Raw genomic sequence first — 16,615 nt, 5'->3', positions numbered from 1 at the left:
ATCCTTTGTTTTGGGGGGGGCTGGTTTTTTTTTAACCCACCCCGCCGGGGGGCCCCCCCCGCCCCGCGGGCGGGCCCCCCGCGGGGGGGGGCCCCCCTTCCGTCGCATCGGTGTCAGAGCTTGCGCAGCAGCGCCCGGCGGACCTTGTGGTCCGCCCCCTTCTGGAGGATCAGGGTGGCCCGGCCGCGGGTCGGCAGCACGTTCTCCAGCAGGTTCGGCTTGTTGATGGTGCGCCAGACCTGCCGGCCGTACTCCATCGCCTCCTCCTCCGGCACCTCGGTGAAGCGGCGGAAGTAGGAGTTCGGGTCCTGGAAGGCGGTCTGCCGGAGCTTGCGGAAGCGGTCCAGGTACCAGTGCTCGATGTCGTCGGTGCGGGCGTCGACGTAGATCGAGAAGTCGAAGTAGTCGGCCACCGCCAGCCGGGTGCGCCCGTCGCTGCCGGGCAGGGCCGGCTGGAGCACGTTCAGGCCCTCGACGATCAGGATGTCCGGGCGCTCCACGGTGAGCCGCTCGCCCTGCACGATGTCGTACACCAGGTGCGAGTACACCGGCGCGGTGACCCGCTCCTTGCCCGCCTTCACGTCCGCCACGAAGCGCATCAGCGCCCGGCGGTCGTACGACTCCGGGAAGCCCTTGCGGGCCATCAGGCCCCGGCGGCGCAGCTCGGCGTTGGGCAGCAGGAAGCCGTCCGTGGTCACCAGCTCGACCCGCGGATGCTCGGGCCAGCGGGCGAGCAGGGCCTGGAGCAGGCGGGCCGTCGTCGACTTGCCGACCGCGACCGAGCCGGCCACCCCGATGATGAACGGGGTGCGGGTGCGCTCGGTGTCCGGCGTGTCCAGGAAGGTGCCCAGCGTGCCGCGCAGCTCGTGCGTGGCGTGGATGTACAGGTTCAGCAGCCGGGACAGCGGCAGGTAGACGTCGCGGACCTCGTCCAGGTCGAGGGCGGTACCGAGGCCGCGTAGCCGTTCCACCTCCTCGGCGGTCAGCGGCAGCGGCGTACGCTCGCGCAGTGCGCTCCACTCGGCCCGACTGAGGTCCACGTAGGGGGACGGCGACGGGCCGGGCGTGGCGGCGCCCCGCGTACAGAGTTCGGTCAGCACATGCTCCATTGTGAGCCGTGGCGGCGTTCACCGTGGTTGTGGTGTCGGTCACGCACTGTTCGCGGGAATCGGGAAAAGGGCCTCAGAACCGCCCTTATGCTGGCACGCATGTGCGGAATTGTTGGATACGTGGGCGCGCAGTCCGCCCTCGACGTAGTAATCGCAGGCCTGCAGCGACTGGAGTACCGGGGCTACGACTCGGCCGGTGTCGCGGTGCAGGCGCAGGACTCCGACGGGCAGTGGAGTCTGGTCACCGACAAGCGGGCCGGCAAGCTCGCCAACCTGGAGAAGTCGCTCGCCGAGACCCCTCTGCCCGGCGGCACCACCGGCATCGGCCACACCCGCTGGGCCACCCACGGCGGCCCGACGGACGCCAACGCCCACCCCCACCTGGACGACCACCTCCGGGTGGCCGTGGTGCACAACGGCATCATCGAGAACTTCGCCCAGCTGCGGGCCGAGATCGCCGAGCGCGGCCACACCCTCCGCTCCGAGACCGACACCGAGGTCGTCGCGCACCTGCTCGGCGAGGCCTACGACGGCGACCTCGCGGAGGCCATGCGCGTGGTCTGCCGCCGCCTCGACGGCGCCTTCACCCTCGTCGCCGTGCACGCCGACGCGCCGGACGTGGTCGTCGGCGCCCGCCGCAACTCGCCGCTGGTGGTCGGGCGCGGCGAGGGCGAGAACTTCCTCGCCTCCGACGTCTCCGCGTTCATCGCGCACACCCGCGAGGCCGTCGAGCTGGGTCAGGACCAGGTCGTCGAGCTGCGCCGGGACGGCGTCACGGTGACCAACTTCGACGGCACCCCGGCCGACGTGCGCGAGTACCACGTCGACTGGGACGCCTCGGCCGCCGAGAAGGGCGGCTACGACTACTTCATGCTCAAGGAGATCGCCGAGCAGCCGAAGGCCGTCGCCGACACCCTCCTCGGCCGGATCGGCACCGACGGCCGGCTCATCCTCGACGAGCTGCGCATCTCCGACGCCGACCTGCGCTCGGTCGACAAGGTCGTCATCGTCGCCTGCGGCACCGCCTTCCACGCCGGCATGATCGCCAAGTACGCGATCGAGCACTGGACCCGCATCCCCTGCGAGGTCGAGGTCGCCTCCGAGTTCCGCTACCGCGACCCGATCATGGGCCCGGGCACGCTGGTCATCGCCATCTCCCAGTCCGGCGAGACCATGGACACCCTGATGGCCCTGCGGCACGCCCGGGAGCAGGGCGCCAAGGTACTGGCGATCTGCAACACCAACGGCTCCACCATCCCGCGCGAGTCGGACGCGGTGCTGTACACCCACGCCGGCCCCGAGGTCGCCGTCGCCTCCACCAAGGCGTTCCTGACCCAGCTGGTCGCCTGCTACCTGGTCGCCCTCTACCTGGGCCAGGTGCGCGGCACCAAGTGGGGAGACGAGATCCTCGCCGTCATCAAGGAGCTCAGCGACGCGCCCAAGCAGGTCGAGCAGGTCCTGGAGACCATGGAGCCGGTGCGCGAGCTGGCCCGCTCGCTCGCCGACGCGCGCTCGGTGCTGTTCCTCGGCCGTCACGTCGGCTTCCCGGTGGCCCTGGAGGGCGCGCTCAAGCTCAAGGAGCTGGCGTACATGCACGCCGAGGGCTTCGCGGCGGGCGAGCTCAAGCACGGCCCGATCGCGCTGATCGAGGAGGGGCTGCCGGTCGTCGTGGTCGTCCCCTCGCCGCGCGGGCGGTCGATCCTGCACGACAAGATCGTCTCCAACATCCAGGAGATCCGGGCCCGTGGCGCCCGCACCATCGTGATCGCGGAGGAGGGCGACGAGGCGGTCGTCCCGTACGCGGACCACCTGATCCGCATCCCGGTCACCCCGACCCTGCTCCAGCCGCTGGTCTCCACCGTGCCGCTCCAGGTCTTCGCGTGCGAGCTGGCGACGGCCAAGGGCCACGAGGTCGACCAGCCGCGCAACCTGGCCAAGTCGGTCACCGTCGAGTAGTACGGCGTGGTGCCCCTGCGGTGGCTGTGCCCTACCGCAGGGGCGCCGTGTCGAGCGTGAAGGAGAAGGGGGCGGGCAGGTCGATCGGCTTGCCGAACTCGACCTGCGTGCGGGTGATGTAGTCCTCGCCCTCGGGTTTGGTGAACAGCGTGACCATGCCCTCACTGCGGTCGACCAGCAGGTAGCACGGGATGCCTGCGGCGGCGTAGCCGCGGCGCTTGGGTTCGCGGTCCTTGTGCGGGTTGATCGAGGTGACCTCGAAGACGAGGAGGACGCCTTCAGTCGGGGCCCAGGAATCCAGATGGTCGAAGTGGCCGGCCGGTACCACCGTGCCGTCGGGGATGAGCCGGCCTTTGGGAGTGACAAGACCCTTGGTGCCTGCGATGTCCAGATCGATCGCGGCGTTCCGGAAGAACTGCTTGTTGAGCTTCGATACCGCACCGTCGTGCGGTCCGTCCGGCGGCGGCGTCACGACGATCTCCCCCTCGATGAATTCGGCCTTGCTCCCCAGCGGGGTGTCCAACTCCAGAAACGGCTGGAGAAGACTGTCCTCGCTCAGCGGGTACTCGACTGCCGGCATGGCGACCATGGCCCTTCCCCCTCCTGTGGGTCCGTGTCGAGCCACAAGCTAGGCGTACGGACCGGCACCGGTGGGGGATCGAAGTGGTTGTCACTCGAAAGTGTCCCGCAGCTCGGCCTGCCGTGGGGCGGTGGCGCGGGCTAGCGTCGGCGGTACGTCGACTGCTGAAGGAGCCCTCGCATGCGTCATGCCCATCGGGTGGAAGTCGTCCGGGCCGCCGAGGCCGCGCTGATGGCGCGGCTGCCGGAGGGGACGCTGATGCAGCGGGCGGCCGCCGGGCTGGCGGCGACCTGCGCCCGGCTGCTGGCGGGGCGTCGGGGGCGGGTGTACGGCAGTCGGGTGGTGGTGCTGGCCGGCAGCGGGGACAACGGGGGTGACGCCCTGTACGCCGGGGCGGCGCTGGCCCGGCGGGGCGCGCGGGTGACGGCGGTGCTGTTCGCGCCGGAGCGTGCGCACGCGGGCGGGCTGGCCGCGCTGCGGGCTTCCGGCGGGCGGGTGGTGCTGGATCAGGAAGTCGGCCTGGCCGACTTCTCGCGCGCCGACCTGGTGCTGGACGGCATCGTCGGCATCGGCGGCCGGGGCGGGCTGCGGGACGGGGCCCGGCCGTACGCGCGGGCCGGGCGGCGCGGGGTCGTGGTGGCCGTGGACCTGCCCAGCGGGGTCGACGCCGACACCGGCGAGGTGCCGGGCGAGGCGCTGCGCGCGGACGTCACGGTCTGCTTCGGCACGTACAAGCCGGGCCTGCTGGTCGACCCGGGAGCCTCCTACGCGGGCGCCGTCCAACTGGTCGGGATCGGACTGGAGCCGCCCGCGCCGGAGGTGACGGCCCTGCAGCACGCGGACGTGGCGGCGCTGCTGCCGCTGCCGGGCGCCGAGAGCGACAAGTACCGGCGGGGCGTGGTCGGGGTGGCGGCCGGTTCGGCGACGTACCCGGGCGCGGCGCTGCTGGCGGTCGCCGGGGCGCTGCACGGCGGCGCGGGCGCCGTCCGGTACGTCGGCACGGCGGCCGAGGAGGTGGTGCGGCGCTTCCCGGAGGTGCTGGTCACCGAGGGCGGGCCGGCCGGGGCCGGGCGGGTGCAGGCCTGGGTGGTCGGGCCGGGCGGCGGCGAGGGGGCACGGCAGGCGCTGGCCGAGGCACTGTCGAGCGACGTCCCGGTCCTGGTGGACGCGGACGGGCTGACCGAGCTGGCCCGGCTCGGCCCGGACGCGCTGGCCGGCCGGACGGCCCCCACCCTGCTCACCCCGCACACCGGCGAGGCCGCCCGGCTGCTCGCGGGCGCCGACGGCGCCGCGCCGCCGTCCGCCGACTCGCTGGCCGCCGCCCGGCTGGCCACCGTCCGCCGGCTGGCGGCCGCCTACCGGGCGACGGTCCTGCTCAAGGGCTCCACCACGGTGATCGCCGACCCGGGCGGCGCCGTCCGGGTCAACCCGACCGGCACGTCCTGGCTGGCCACCGCTGGCAGCGGCGACGTCCTGGCCGGCCTGGCGGGCTCCCTGCTGGCGGCCGGCCTGTCGCCGCTGGACGCCGCGTCGGTGGGCGCCTACCTGCACGGCCTGGCGGGCCGCCACGCGGCGGGCGACCCGGGCGCGCCGGTGACGGCGCCGGCGGTGGCGCAGGCGCTGCCCGCGGTGTGGCGGGCGGTGCGGGAGGCGTAGGCCCGGGGCGGGCGGTGCGGCGGGGACGGGCGGTGCGGAACCGATCGGTCCTGCGTGCGCGTCCGGAACAGGGTGACGAGCGGTGCGCCGCAGGTCGGCGCGGTGCCGGGGGCCCTGGCACCGGCCGCCGCACGGACGGGCCGTTCGGCGAGGACTCCGGGATGTCTGGGAGACTGACCCTGATGACAACTGCGAACACGACCGGCACGGCCACCCTGACCGACGGCGTAAGGGCCGAGGCGACCATCGATCTGGCCGCCCTGCGCGGCAACCTCGCCGCGCTGCGCGAGCGCGTCGGCAGCTCGGCGGTGATGCTCGCGGTCAAGGCGGACGCCTACGGCCACGGCGCCGTCGAGTGCGCCCGCGAGGCGGTCGCGAACGGGGTCGGCTGGCTCGGCTGCGCGACGCCCGAGGAGGCGCTGGCACTGCGGGCCGCGGGCATCCGCCCGGAGCAGGCCCGCGTCCTGTGCTGGCTGTGGACGCCGGGCGGGCCGTGGCGGGAGGCGCTGCGCGCGGACATCGACATCTCGGTGAGCGGCCAGTGGGCGCTGGACGAGCTGCTGCCGGCCGTCCGGGAGACCGGCATCCCGGCCCGGGTGCACCTGAAGGCGGACACCGGTCTGGGCCGCAACGGCTGCCAGCCGCACGACTGGCCGCACCTGGTGGCGGCCGCCCGCCGCGCCGAGGCGGAGGGGCTGCTGACCGTGGTCGGCGTCTGGTCGCACTTCGCCGCCGCCGACGAGCCGGGCCACCCGTCGATCCAGGCCCAGCTGGACTCCTTCCACGCGGCGCTGGCCCGGGCCGAGGCCGCCGGGCTGCGCCCGGAGGTGCGGCACCTGGCGAACTCGCCGGCCACCCTGCTGCTCCCGCAGTCGCACTTCGACCTGGTCCGCACCGGCCTGGCCGCGTACGGGCTGTCGCCGGTGCCGGAGGTCGGGTCGCCGGCCGACTTCGGGCTGCGCCCGGTGATGGCGCTGACCGCGCGGCTGGCGTTGGTCAAGCACGTTCCGGGCGGGCACGGGGTCAGTTACGGCCACCACTACGTGACGCCGGGCCCGACCACGCTGGGCCTGGTCCCGGTCGGCTACGGCGACGGCATCCCGCGGCACGCCAGCGGCACCGGCCCGGTGCAGATCGGCGGCAAGTGGCGCACGATCGCCGGCCGGGTCGCGATGGACCAGTTCGTCGTGGACCTGGGCGGGGACACCCCCGCGATCGGCGACGAGGTGCTGCTGTTCGGCAACGGCGAGCAGGGCGAGCCGACCGCCGAGGACTGGGGCCGGGCCTGCGGCACCATCTCGTACGAGATCGTGACCCGGATCGGCGCCAGGGTCCCGCGCCGCTACCTGGGCGGCAGCCGCACCGAGGGCCCGGGCGCATGACGGAGGGACCGGCCGAGAGCGGCCCGGTCGCGGCGGTGGCCAAGGCGGCCGGCGCGGCCTCCGGGGTGAGCCGGGCCGGTGTGATCGGGATCTCGGTCGGCGTGCTGGCGGCCGGGGCGGCCGCCGGGGTGGCGATAGAGCGGCTGACCGTCGGCCGGGCGACCCGCCGCCGGGCCCGGGCCGAGCTGGACGCCGAGGCCCCGTACGGCTCGCTGCGCGGGCGCCCGCGGACGGTGGCCGCGCCGGACGGCACCGAGCTGTACGTCGAGCTGGACGGCACCGGCCCCGAGCCGGACGGCGGCACCTCCGGCGCCGAGCCGCTGACCGTGCTGTTCTGCCACGGCTACTGCCTCAACCAGGACAGCTGGCACTTCCAGCGGGCCGCGCTGCGCGAGGGACTGCGGCTGGTCTTCTGGGACCAGCGCAGCCACGGCCGCTCCGAGCGCTCCCGCTCCTTCCTGGCCGGTGAGCCGGCCAGCATCGACCAGCTGGGCGGCGACCTCAAGGCGGTGATCGACGCCGTCGCGCCGACCGGGCCGCTGGTGCTGGTGGGCCACTCGATGGGCGGCATGACGGTGATGGCGCTGGCCGACCAGCACCCGGAGCTGTTCCGGGAGAGGGTCGCCGGGGTGGCGCTGATCGGCACGCTGGCGGGGGACTGGAACGAGGTCAGCCTCGGCCTGCCGTCGGCCGGCGCGAAGCTGTTCAAGAAGGTCGCGCCCGGGGTGATGCGGCTGCTGGGCCGTCAAGTCGAGCTGGTGGAGGCGAGCCGGCGGCTGGGTGCGGACGTCGCCGCCGTCTTCTACCGGAGGTTCTCCTTCGGCGGGCGGGACGTCGACCCGGGCGTGGTGCGGTTCGCCGAGCAGCTGCTGGACGCCACCCCGATCGACGTGGTCGCCGAGTTCTACCCGGTGTTCGCCGCGCACGAGAAGTACGCGGCGCTCGCCGCCCTGAGCGGCCTGCCGACGCTGGTGCTGGCCGGTACGAAGGACCTGCTGACGCCGTCGGCGCACAGCGAGGCGATGGCCGAGCGGCTGCCCGGCGCGGAGCTGGTGCTGGTGGAGGGCGCCGGGCACCTGGTGATGCTGGAGCGCCCGGAGCTGGTCGACCACGAGCTGGTGGCGCTGCTGCGCCGGGCCGCAGGCTTCGCCGCCGCCGCGCCTCCCCCGGCGGTCCTGGACGGCCCCTGACCCCTTCCGGCGCGCGCCGGGCCGGCGATGTGGCACGGTAGCGGTGGCGGCCGGCGGTCGGCACGCCGGTACGGACCGAAGGGCAAGACACGCGCATGGGCTCGCACGCCACTCTCACCGTCCCCACCCCGGAGCGGATGGGCCGGCTCGGCCGGGAGCTGGCCGCGCTGCTGAGGCCCGGGGACCTGGTGCTGCTCTCCGGTGAACTGGGGGCGGGGAAGACCACGCTGACCCGGGGTCTGGGGGAGGGGCTGGGGGTGCGCGGGGCGGTGACCTCGCCGACCTTCGTGATCGCCCGGGTGCACCCGTCGCTGGTCGGCGGCCCGGCGCTGGTGCACGTGGACGCGTACCGGCTCGGCGGGGACCTGGACGAGATGGAGGACCTCGACCTGGACGTCTCGCTGCCGGAGTCGGTGGTCGTGGTCGAGTGGGGCGAGGGCAAGGTCGAGCGGCTGTCCGAGGACCGGCTGGAGGTGCGGATCGAGCGTGCCCTCGGTGACACCGCCGACGAGGACGACCTGGACCCGCGCCGGGTGGTGCTGACCGGCCTCGGTCCGCGCTGGGCGGGTGTCGCGCTGGAGGCGCTCGGCTGAGGCCCGCGCCCAGGTGTGCGCCGTTTTGCCGACAGGCTGTCGGGAAGTGTTGCGGGCGGGGTGCCGGGCGTGGTGGGATGGGTGCTGCGGTTAGGTCTGCCTAACTAGGGAGGCGCCATGTCGAGCACCACCCCCGCCCCGAAGCGCGCCGGGCACGGCGCCGGGGCCGGAGAGTCCGCCCGCCGCGTCCAGGGGGCGCCGATGCGGGCGCTGCTGGCCGCCTGTGCGGCCGCCGAGGCGGTGTCCACCCCGCCCGAGCCGGAGCCCCGGCGGGCCGAGGAACCGGAGACGGGCACACCCCGCGCGGCCTGACACGCCCGAGCCGGGCTCAGGCGACCACGACCACCTTGGTGCCGTTCGGCGCGAAGTCCCAGAGCAACTGGCCGTCCGGGCGGCCGCTGCGGATGCCGCCGGTCTTGGCGTTCGGCTCGGTGGTCGGGGTCGCGCCGTCCACGGCGGCGCTGAAGCCGAACACCACGCCGTTCTGCTGCGCGAAGCGCACCACGTGCTCGATCTGCTTGCCGTCCGTCCCGGTGGTCGTCGGGGTGCGGCTGTAGACCGAGTAACTGCCCGGAGCCGGCTCGACCGAGCCCGGGGTGACCGGGAAACCGGGCGTGACCTGCGGGTTCTTCTTCGGGTCGATCAGCCAGACGTAGTGGCTGCTGATCGAGTAGACCACCCTGGTCCCGCTGCCCGAGATGGTCGGCAGCGGCGGGACCGTCGGGGTGGCCGAGGCGCTCGGCGTCGCGGAGGCGGCCGGCCCGCTGGACGTCGTGGTGCTGGCGGTCGGCTTGGCGCCGGCCGCCCGGTCCTGAGCGCCGTTGGCCTGGAAGGCCAGCAGGCTCACCACCGCCAGGGCCCCCAGGGTCAGCCCCGTGACCACCACACCAGGACCCATCTTCGCCACGTGCCGCTCCCGCCGCCGTCCCTTTACGTACGGCCCCATCGTGCCAGGTCCGTCCGGCCGGGTCGCGGCGCCCCGGATGTGTGTTCCTGGATGGCACACCTGGTCGATCGGCCGGTCGGACGAACGGCGGTCTAACCTTGACCCGTGCTGCTGCTCGCGTTCGACACCGCTACCCCCGCCGTCACCGCCGCCGTCCACGACGGCACGGCCGTCCTCGCCGAGACCCATCAGGTCGACGCCCGGCGCCACGGCGAACTGCTCCTGCCCGCGATCGACCAGGTCCTGCGGGCGGCCGGCGTCGACAAGCACCGGCTCACCGGCATCGCGGTGGGCGTCGGCCCGGGCCCGTACACCGGCCTGCGGGTCGGCCTGGTGACCGCCGCCGCGCTCGGCCACGCCCTCGGGCTGCCGGTGCACGGCGTCTGCACCCTGGACGCGATCGCCCACCAGGCCCACGCCGAGGGCCTGGCCGGGCAGCCGTTCACGGTGGCCACCGACGCGCGCCGCAAGGAGGTCTACTGGGCCTCTTACGACGCCGACGGCCACCGCACCGAGGGCCCCGGCGTGGACCGCCCCGCCGAGCTGGCCCCGCAGCCGCGCTCGGTCGGCGCCGGCGCGCTGCTCTACCCCGAGAGCTTCCCCGGCGCGCACGGCCCCGAGCACGTGTCGGCCGGCGCCCTGGCGGGCTTCGCCGCCGTCGAGCTGGCGGCCGGCCGCGAGCTGCTGCCGAACGTCCCGCTGTACCTGCGCCGCCCGGACGCCCAGGTGCCGGCTGCCTTCAAGAATGTTCTAGGGGGCAAGGCGGTGCTCCCGGCGTGAAGCACGGCACCACCCTGCGCCCGATGCGCTGGTGGGACATCGCGCCGGTGATGGAGCTTGAGCTGCGACTCTTCCCCGAGGACGCCTGGTCCACCGGGATGTACTGGTCCGAGCTGGCCGAGACCCACCCCGGCGGCACCCGCCACTACACCGTCGCCACCACCGCGGACGGCGCCATCGTCGGCTACGCCGGGCTGATGGCGATCGCCGGCGAGGGCGACGTCCAGACCATCGCCGTCGACCAGCGCCACCAGGGCGCCGGCCTCGGCGCGGCGCTGCTCACCGACCTGATCCGGGAGGCCGCCCGCCGCGGCTGCGCCGAACTGCTGCTGGAGGTACGGGTGGACAATCCGCGCGCCCAGCAGCTGTACGAGCGCTTCGGCTTCCAACCGGTGGGCATCCGGCGCGGCTACTACCAGCCCGCCAACGTCGACGCGCTGGTGATGCGCCTCGACCACCCCAGCACTGACCCGAAGGACCTTAAGGACACCCGCCATGGCTGACGAACCGCTCGTCCTCGGCATCGAGACCTCCTGCGACGAGACCGGCGTCGGCATCGTGCGCGGCACCACGCTGCTGGCCGACGCGGTCGCCTCCAGCGTCAACGACCACGCCCGCTTCGGCGGCGTCGTCCCGGAGATCGCCAGTCGCGCCCACCTGGAGGCGATGGTCCCGACCATCCAGCGCGCGCTGGACACCGCCGGCGTCAAGGCGAGCGACCTGGACGGCATCGCGGTCACCGCCGGCCCCGGCCTGGCCGGCGCGCTGCTGGTCGGTGTCAGCGCCGCCAAGGCGTACGCCTGGGCGCTGGACAAGCCGCTGTACGGGGTCAACCACCTCGCCTCGCACATCTGCGTCGACCAGCTGGAGCACGGCCGACTGCCGTCGCCGACGATGGCGCTGCTGGTCTCCGGCGGGCACTCCTCGCTGCTGCTCAGCGAGGACATCACCAGCGACGTCCGCCCGCTCGGCGCGACCATCGACGACGCGGCCGGCGAGGCCTTCGACAAGGTCGCCCGGGTGCTCGGCCTGGGCTTCCCGGGCGGCCCGGTGGTCGACCGCACCGCCCGCGAGGGCGACCCCAAGGCGATCGCCTTCCCGCGCGGCCTGAGCGGCCGCAACGACCCCGCGTACGACTTCTCCTTCTCCGGCCTGAAGACCGCCGTCGCCCGCTGGGTGGAGGCCAAGCGCCGGGCCGGCGAGGAGGTGCCGATCGCCGACGTGGCGGCGTCCTTCCAGGAGGCCGTCACCGACGTGCTCACCCGCAAGGCCGTCAAGGCGTGCCGGGACAACGGCGTCGACCACCTGATGATCGGCGGCGGGGTGGCCGCCAACTCGCGGCTGCGCGAGATGGCCCAGCAGCGCTGCGACCGGGCCGGTATCCGGCTGCGGGTGCCCCGGCCGGGCCTGTGCACCGACAACGGCGCGATGGTGGCCGCGCTGGGCTCCGAGATGGTGTGGCGTGACCGCACGCCGTCCGCGCTCGACCTGTCCGCGGACTCCTCGCTGCCGGTGACCGAGGCGCACGTGCCGGCCGCGGACGTCTGGCACGGCGACGTCCACGGCCAGGCGTACCAGGCCCTCACCGGCGGCGCCGAGTGACCGTCGCCGCGATGTGGGAGGCCCGCGCCGCCACCGGCCGCGGGGCCGAACTCGCCTCCTGGGTACGGGAGGTGGCGCTGCCCGCGGTGCGCGGTTCGGCCGGACTGGTCCGCACCGAGCTGCTCGGCGCGCCCGGCGAACGGGTGCTGCTGATCACCTGGTGGACCGGCGAGCCGGTGCCGGTCGCCGACCCGCCGGCCGACCTGCTCGGCCGCCCGGTGCACCGCTGGTCCTTCACCAGCGAGCACGTCGAATAGGCGCTGTCCGGGAACCGCCGCCCCGACCGTTACCGTGCATAGCTGAGAAGAAGCTGGACGGGAACCGGGAGCGCGCTGCGGTGAACAGGGACGGTCGGAGCAGGACCAGGACGTACGCGGTGGGGGCGCTGGCCCTGCTGGCCCTGGCCACCGGATGCGGCGACAACGGGGGCGGCGCCGCCCCGGCGGCGGCCGGCGGCAGCTCGGCGGCCACGCCCCAGCCCGCCGCCGGCGGCGCCGTGCCGACCAGCCCGGCCGGCACGCCCACCACCGCGGCCCCGGCCGGCGGGGACCCGGCGGCCTGGGCGAAGTGGAACCTCAAGCCGCTGGCGCCGGCCCCCGCGCCGCCCGCGGACAAGCCCATCAAGCTCGAACGGACCGGCCCCGTACCGGTGTTCAGCGAGGTGAAGACGAGCGACAAGGTCGTCTTCATCACCATCGACGACGGCGCCGAGAAGGCCCCGAAGTTCGTCGAGATGCTGACCGAGCTCAAGGTGCCGATCTCGATGTTCCTGACCCGGGACATCGTCAAGAACGACTACGGCTACTTCAAGCCGCTCCAGGCGCTCGGCAACCACATCCAGAACCACACCGTGGACCACCCGGTGATGAGCAAGATCCCGGCGGAGAAGCAGAAGTCCGAGATCTGCGACGCGCAGTCCGCGCTCACCCAGCAGTACGGCACCGCCCCGCTGCTGTTCCGCCCGCCGTTCGGGGACGGCGCCAACACCCCGACGCTGAACAACTCGGTCCAGCAGTGCGGCCCGCGCGCGATGGTGCTCTGGCGCGAGTCGATGCAGATCCACGACATGCAGTACCAGGCGGCGGACAAGAAACTGAAGTCCGGCGACATCATCCTGGCGCACTTCCGCGGCCCGAAGGAGCTCAAGGGCGCCACGATGACCCAGATGTTCGGCGACCTGCTGGCCCGGATCCAGGAGCAGGGCTTCTCGGTGGCCCGGCTGGAGGACTACATCCAGGCGCCCGCCTCGTAGTCCGGGCGCCCGCCTCGTGGCCGCCTCAGGCGGGCCGGCCGAGCATCATCAGCGGCCCGTTGTCGGTGCGGCTGAGGATCACCGTGACGGCGTTCGGCCCGGAGGGCTTGAGCTGGCGGCGCAGCTCCTCCGGGGTGATCGCCATCCCGCGCTTCTTGATCACCACCGTGCCGACCCCGCGCTCGCGCAGCAGCGCCTTCAGCCGCTTGATGTGGAACGGCAGCACGTCGGTGAGCTCGAAGGCGTGCGCGTACGGGGTGGCGACCAGCCGGTCCGAGGTGAGGTAGGCGATCTTCGGGTCGATCAGCCGGCCGCCCACCTGCTCGGCCACCTCGGCCACCAGGTGGGCCCGGATCACCGCGCCGTCCGGCTCGTACAGGTAGCGCCCGACCGGGCCGGCCGGCGGGTCGGGCAGGTCGCCGCCGGTGAGGCTGGCGGCCTGCGGCAGCAGGGTGGCGCGGTGCGGGCGGGCGGCCCCGGTGCCGAACCAGAGCACCGCCTCCTTCACGTCGCCGTGGTCGGAGACCCACTCCGCCTCGGCGTCGGCCGGGACGGCCTCGTGCGGGATGCCCGGGGCCACCTTCAGCGCGCCGATCGGGGTCCGGCGGCCGGCCTCGATCGCCCAGGAGAGCGGCGGGGCGTACGCCTCCGGGTCGAACACCCGGCCGCGCGCCGTCCGCCGTGCCGGGTCGGTGAACACCGCGTCGTAGCCGGTGACGTCCACCTCGGCGACGTCCGCGCAGCGCACCCGGACCAGGTCGGCCAGGCCCAGCGCGGCCGCGTTGGCGGCGGTGGCGGCGCAGGCCGCCGGGTCCTTGTCGACGGCCAGCACCTCGATCCCGGCCCTGGCCAGCGCCAGCACGTCCCCGCCGATGCCGCAGCACAGGTCGGCCAGCCGGCGGACGCCCAGCTCGGCGAAACGGCGCGCCCGCCACTCGGCCACGCTGCGCCGGGTGGACTGCTCGACGCCGTTGGGCGTGAAGTACATCAGGTCGGCGTCCGCCCCGAACTTCGCCCGCGCCCGCTGCCGCAGCCGGGCCTGCCCGAAGGCCGCCGAGACCAGCTCGGCCGGGTGCCCCCGCCGCAGCCTGGTGGCCAGCGACAGCTCCTCCTCGGGCGTGAACTCGCGCAGTTCGGCGAGCAGGGCCTGGCCCTCGGGGGTCAGCAGGGGCTGGAGGTTCTCGGTGTCCACGGGGCCATTCTGGCGGGTTGGCCGCCCCACCGGCTCCGACGATGCCGACGCGGTGGGGCGGGGCGGTCGCACGGGTGTACGGCTCCGCGCCCGCGGTTCGGGATGCCCGGGCGCGCCGTTGGCACTCTGGTTGACTGAGTGCTAACACCGGCCTATGGTCGTCCTTGGCACTCCCCACTGGGGGAGTGCTAACGCGAAGACGTGTGCCTGACCCCCGCGACGGCAGGCCCGCAGGTTCGCTCCTACCCGTTAGAAACCCCGTAATCTCCGAAGGGGAGCTCGGACGTGACCACCAGCAGCAAGGTTGCCATCAAGCCGCTTGAGGACCGCATCGTGGTCCAGCCGCTCGACGCCGAGACCACCACGGCCTCCGGCCTGGTTATCCCGGACACCGCCAAGGAGAAGCCCCAGGAGGGCGTCGTCCTGGCCGTCGGCCCGGGTCGCTTCGAGGACGGCCAGCGTCTGCCGCTCGACGTCGCCGTCGGTGACATCGTCCTGTACTCGAAGTACGGCGGCACCGAGGTGAAGTACCAGGGCGAGGAGTACCTGGTTCTCTCCGCTCGCGACGTTCTCGCCATCATCGAGAAGTAAGTCGTTCCGACCCGCCCCGGATCCGTGTCCCAAGTGACAGGGGCCCGGGGCGTGGTTGTTGGTTCACGTAGTCCGGCGGCCGGTGGGCCGGCCGAAGCCCCGAGGGAATAGGGAACATGGCGAAGATCCTGCAGTTCAACGAGGACGCCCGCCGCTCGCTGGAGCGCGGTGTCAACAAGCTGGCCGACACCGTCAAGGTGACCATCGGCCCCAAGGGCCGCAACGTCGTCATCGACAAGAAGTTCGGCGCCCCGACCATCACCAACGACGGTGTCACCATCGCCCGTGAGGTCGAGCTGGACGACCCGTACGAGAACCTTGGCGCGCAGCTCGTCAAGGAGGTCGCCACCAAGACCAACGACGTCGCGGGTGACGGCACCACCACCGCCACCGTGCTGGCCCAGGCCCTGGTCAACGAGGGTCTGCGCAACGTCGCCGCCGGTGCCGGCCCGGCCGCCCTGAAGAAGGGCATCGACAAGGCCGTCGCCGCCGTCTCCGAGCACCTGCTCTCGGTGGCCCGCGAGATCGAGGGCAAGGACGACGTCGCCGCCGTCGCGTCCCTCTCCGCCCAGGACACCCAGGTCGGCGAGCTGATCGCCGAGGCGATCGACAAGGTCGGCAAGGACGGTGTCATCACCGTCGAGGAGTCGAACACCTTCGGCGTGGAGCTGGACTTCACCGAGGGCATGCAGTTCGACAAGGGCTACCTGTCGCCGTACTTCGTCACCGACGCGGAGCGGCAGGAGGCGGTCCTGGAGGACCCGTACATCCTGATCAACCAGGGCAAGATCTCCTCCATCCAGGAGCTGCTGCCGCTGCTGGAGAAGATCCTCCAGGGCGGTGCCTCCCGGCCGCTGCTGATCATCGCCGAGGACGTCGACGGCGAGGCGCTGTCCACCCTCGTGGTGAACAAGATCCGCGGCACCTTCAACGCGGTCGCCGTCAAGGCCCCGGGCTTCGGCGACCGCCGCAAGGCGATCCTCGGCGACCTGGCCACCCTGACCGGCGGCACGGTCATCTCCGAGGAGGTCGGCCTCAAGCTCGACCAGGTCGGCGTGGACGTGCTGGGCACCGCCCGCCGCGTGACCATCACCAAGGACGAGACCACCGTCGTCGACGGTGCCGGTGACACCGAGGCCGTGGCCGGCCGCGTCGCCCAGATCAAGGGTGAGATCGCCGCCACCGACTCCGACTGGGACCGCGAGAAGCTGCAGGAGCGCCTGGCCAAGCTGGCCGGCGGCGTCTGCGTCATCAAGGTCGGCGCCGCCACCGAGGTGGAGCTGAAGGAGCGCAAGCACCGCCTGGAGGACGCCATCTCGGCGACCCGTGCCGCGGTCGAGGAGGGCATCGTCGCCGGTGGTGGCGCCTCCCTGGTGCACGCCGCCAAGGTGCTGGACGGCGGCCTGGGCCTGTCGGGCGACGAGGCGACCGGTGTCGCGGTCGTCCGCAAGGCGCTGCACGAGCCGCTGCGCTGGATCGCCCAGAACGCCGGCCTGGAGGGCTACGTCATCACCTCCAAGGTCGCCGAGCTGGAGATCGGCCAGGGCTACAACGCGGCCACCGGCGAGTACGGCGACCTGGTGAAGGCCGGCGTCATCGACCCGGTCAAGGTCACCCGCTCCGCCCTGGAGAACGCGGCCTCGATCGCCTCCCTGCTGCTCACCACCGAGACCCTCGTGGTGGAGAAGAAGGAAGAGGAGGCCGAGGCGGGCCACGGCCACGGTCACGGCCACTCGCACTGACGCCTGACGGTCGACCGGAGGCCCGGCCGCGCCCCTCGGGGTGC

General features: G+C 73.6%; 17 protein-coding genes. 13 read left to right on the top strand and 4 right to left on the bottom strand.

Annotation, left to right across the window (positions count from 1 at the left end):
- Nucleotides 1-113: 113 nt before the first annotated feature.
- Nucleotides 114-1,109, bottom strand: a complete 996-nt coding sequence (coaA, locus tag ACFVHI_RS13545; protein WP_063348983.1) for a type I pantothenate kinase — start codon at nt 1,107-1,109, stop codon at nt 114-116.
- A 99-nt stretch (nt 1,110-1,208) separates the two neighbouring features.
- Here coaA and glmS point away from each other — a divergent pair, with 99 nt between their 5' ends.
- Nucleotides 1,209-3,065: a glutamine--fructose-6-phosphate transaminase (isomerizing) gene (glmS, locus tag ACFVHI_RS13540; RefSeq protein ID WP_079135822.1), complete on the top strand. Its 1,857-nt coding sequence runs from the start codon at nt 1,209-1,211 to the stop codon at nt 3,063-3,065.
- Nucleotides 3,066-3,096: 31 nt separating this feature from the next.
- Here the strand turns inward: glmS and ACFVHI_RS13535 are convergent, their stop codons facing one another.
- Nucleotides 3,097-3,645 (bottom strand): Uma2 family endonuclease, encoded by a 549-nt coding sequence (locus ACFVHI_RS13535; protein ID WP_063351334.1) that lies wholly within the window; start codon nt 3,643-3,645, stop codon nt 3,097-3,099.
- 180 nt (nt 3,646-3,825) lie between these two features.
- Between ACFVHI_RS13535 and ACFVHI_RS13530 the strand changes: the two genes are divergently transcribed.
- The 5 genes from ACFVHI_RS13530 to ACFVHI_RS13510 all read left to right on the top strand — a co-directional run bounded on the left by ACFVHI_RS13530 (nt 3,826) and on the right by ACFVHI_RS13510 (nt 8,778).
- On the top strand, nt 3,826-5,301 hold the full coding sequence (locus tag ACFVHI_RS13530) for an NAD(P)H-hydrate dehydratase (protein WP_380338789.1): 1,476 nt from the start codon (nt 3,826-3,828) through the stop codon (nt 5,299-5,301).
- 182 nt (nt 5,302-5,483) lie between these two features.
- Nucleotides 5,484-6,683, top strand: coding sequence for an alanine racemase (alr, locus tag ACFVHI_RS13525; RefSeq protein WP_363369294.1), 1,200 nt, complete (start codon nt 5,484-5,486; stop codon nt 6,681-6,683).
- Nucleotides 6,680-7,873: an alpha/beta fold hydrolase gene (locus tag ACFVHI_RS13520; RefSeq protein WP_380338785.1), complete on the top strand. Its 1,194-nt coding sequence runs from the start codon at nt 6,680-6,682 to the stop codon at nt 7,871-7,873. The genes alr and ACFVHI_RS13520 overlap by 4 nt, the downstream gene beginning before the upstream one ends.
- Nucleotides 7,874-7,968: 95 nt before the next feature.
- Nucleotides 7,969-8,466: a tRNA (adenosine(37)-N6)-threonylcarbamoyltransferase complex ATPase subunit type 1 TsaE gene (gene tsaE, locus ACFVHI_RS13515; protein ID WP_063348988.1), complete on the top strand. Its 498-nt coding sequence runs from the start codon at nt 7,969-7,971 to the stop codon at nt 8,464-8,466.
- 117 nt (nt 8,467-8,583) lie between these two features.
- The gene (locus ACFVHI_RS13510; RefSeq protein WP_063348989.1) at nt 8,584-8,778 is read left to right on the top strand and encodes a hypothetical protein; all 195 of its coding nucleotides are present in this window, start codon (nt 8,584-8,586) and stop codon (nt 8,776-8,778) included.
- 16 nt (nt 8,779-8,794) lie between these two features.
- Here ACFVHI_RS13510 and ACFVHI_RS13505 read toward each other — a convergent pair whose 3' ends face one another.
- On the bottom strand, nt 8,795-9,364 hold the full coding sequence (locus ACFVHI_RS13505; RefSeq protein ID WP_063351335.1) for a hypothetical protein: 570 nt from the start codon (nt 9,362-9,364) through the stop codon (nt 8,795-8,797).
- A gap of 153 nt (nt 9,365-9,517) precedes the next feature.
- On the opposite strand from ACFVHI_RS13505, the gene tsaB reads away from it, so the two are divergent.
- From tsaB to ACFVHI_RS13480, 5 genes are all read left to right on the top strand, one after another.
- Complete coding sequence (gene tsaB / locus ACFVHI_RS13500) at nt 9,518-10,192, top strand: tRNA (adenosine(37)-N6)-threonylcarbamoyltransferase complex dimerization subunit type 1 TsaB (protein ID WP_380338781.1); 675 nt, start codon at nt 9,518-9,520, stop codon at nt 10,190-10,192.
- Nucleotides 10,193-10,215: 23 nt separating this feature from the next.
- Complete coding sequence (gene rimI / locus ACFVHI_RS13495; RefSeq protein ID WP_063351336.1) at nt 10,216-10,695, top strand: ribosomal protein S18-alanine N-acetyltransferase; 480 nt, start codon at nt 10,216-10,218, stop codon at nt 10,693-10,695.
- Nucleotides 10,688-11,794 carry a tRNA (adenosine(37)-N6)-threonylcarbamoyltransferase complex transferase subunit TsaD gene (tsaD, locus tag ACFVHI_RS13490; protein WP_380338778.1) on the top strand — a complete coding sequence of 369 codons (1,107 nt, stop codon included), beginning with the start codon at nt 10,688-10,690 and terminating at the stop codon, nt 11,792-11,794. Before rimI ends, tsaD begins: the two co-directional genes overlap by 8 nt.
- 11 nt (nt 11,795-11,805) lie before the next feature.
- Nucleotides 11,806-12,051 (top strand): hypothetical protein, encoded by a 246-nt coding sequence (locus tag ACFVHI_RS13485; protein WP_244293442.1) that lies wholly within the window; start codon nt 11,806-11,808, stop codon nt 12,049-12,051.
- An 80-nt stretch (nt 12,052-12,131) separates the two neighbouring features.
- On the top strand, nt 12,132-13,046 hold the full coding sequence (locus ACFVHI_RS13480; protein ID WP_380338775.1) for a polysaccharide deacetylase family protein: 915 nt from the start codon (nt 12,132-12,134) through the stop codon (nt 13,044-13,046).
- 25 nt (nt 13,047-13,071) lie between these two features.
- Here the strand turns inward: ACFVHI_RS13480 and ACFVHI_RS13475 are convergent, their stop codons facing one another.
- On the bottom strand, nt 13,072-14,238 hold the full coding sequence (locus ACFVHI_RS13475; protein ID WP_063348994.1) for a class I SAM-dependent methyltransferase: 1,167 nt from the start codon (nt 14,236-14,238) through the stop codon (nt 13,072-13,074).
- 285 nt (nt 14,239-14,523) lie between these two features.
- Here ACFVHI_RS13475 and groES point away from each other — a divergent pair, with 285 nt between their 5' ends.
- Nucleotides 14,524-14,829 (top strand): co-chaperone GroES, encoded by a 306-nt coding sequence (gene groES, locus ACFVHI_RS13470; protein WP_014136232.1) that lies wholly within the window; start codon nt 14,524-14,526, stop codon nt 14,827-14,829.
- Nucleotides 14,830-14,945: 116 nt separating this feature from the next.
- Nucleotides 14,946-16,571: a chaperonin GroEL gene (groL, locus tag ACFVHI_RS13465; protein WP_063348995.1), complete on the top strand. Its 1,626-nt coding sequence runs from the start codon at nt 14,946-14,948 to the stop codon at nt 16,569-16,571.
- Nucleotides 16,572-16,615: the final 44 nt, after the last annotated feature.

The sequence above is a fragment of the Kitasatospora sp. NPDC127121 genome (assembly GCF_042677305.1).
In the GTDB taxonomy this organism is placed as follows: Bacteria; Actinomycetota; Actinomycetes; order Streptomycetales; family Streptomycetaceae; genus Kitasatospora.
Note: the sequence above shows the minus strand (reverse complement) of the source record. Positions and strands in the feature narration are given on the sequence as shown.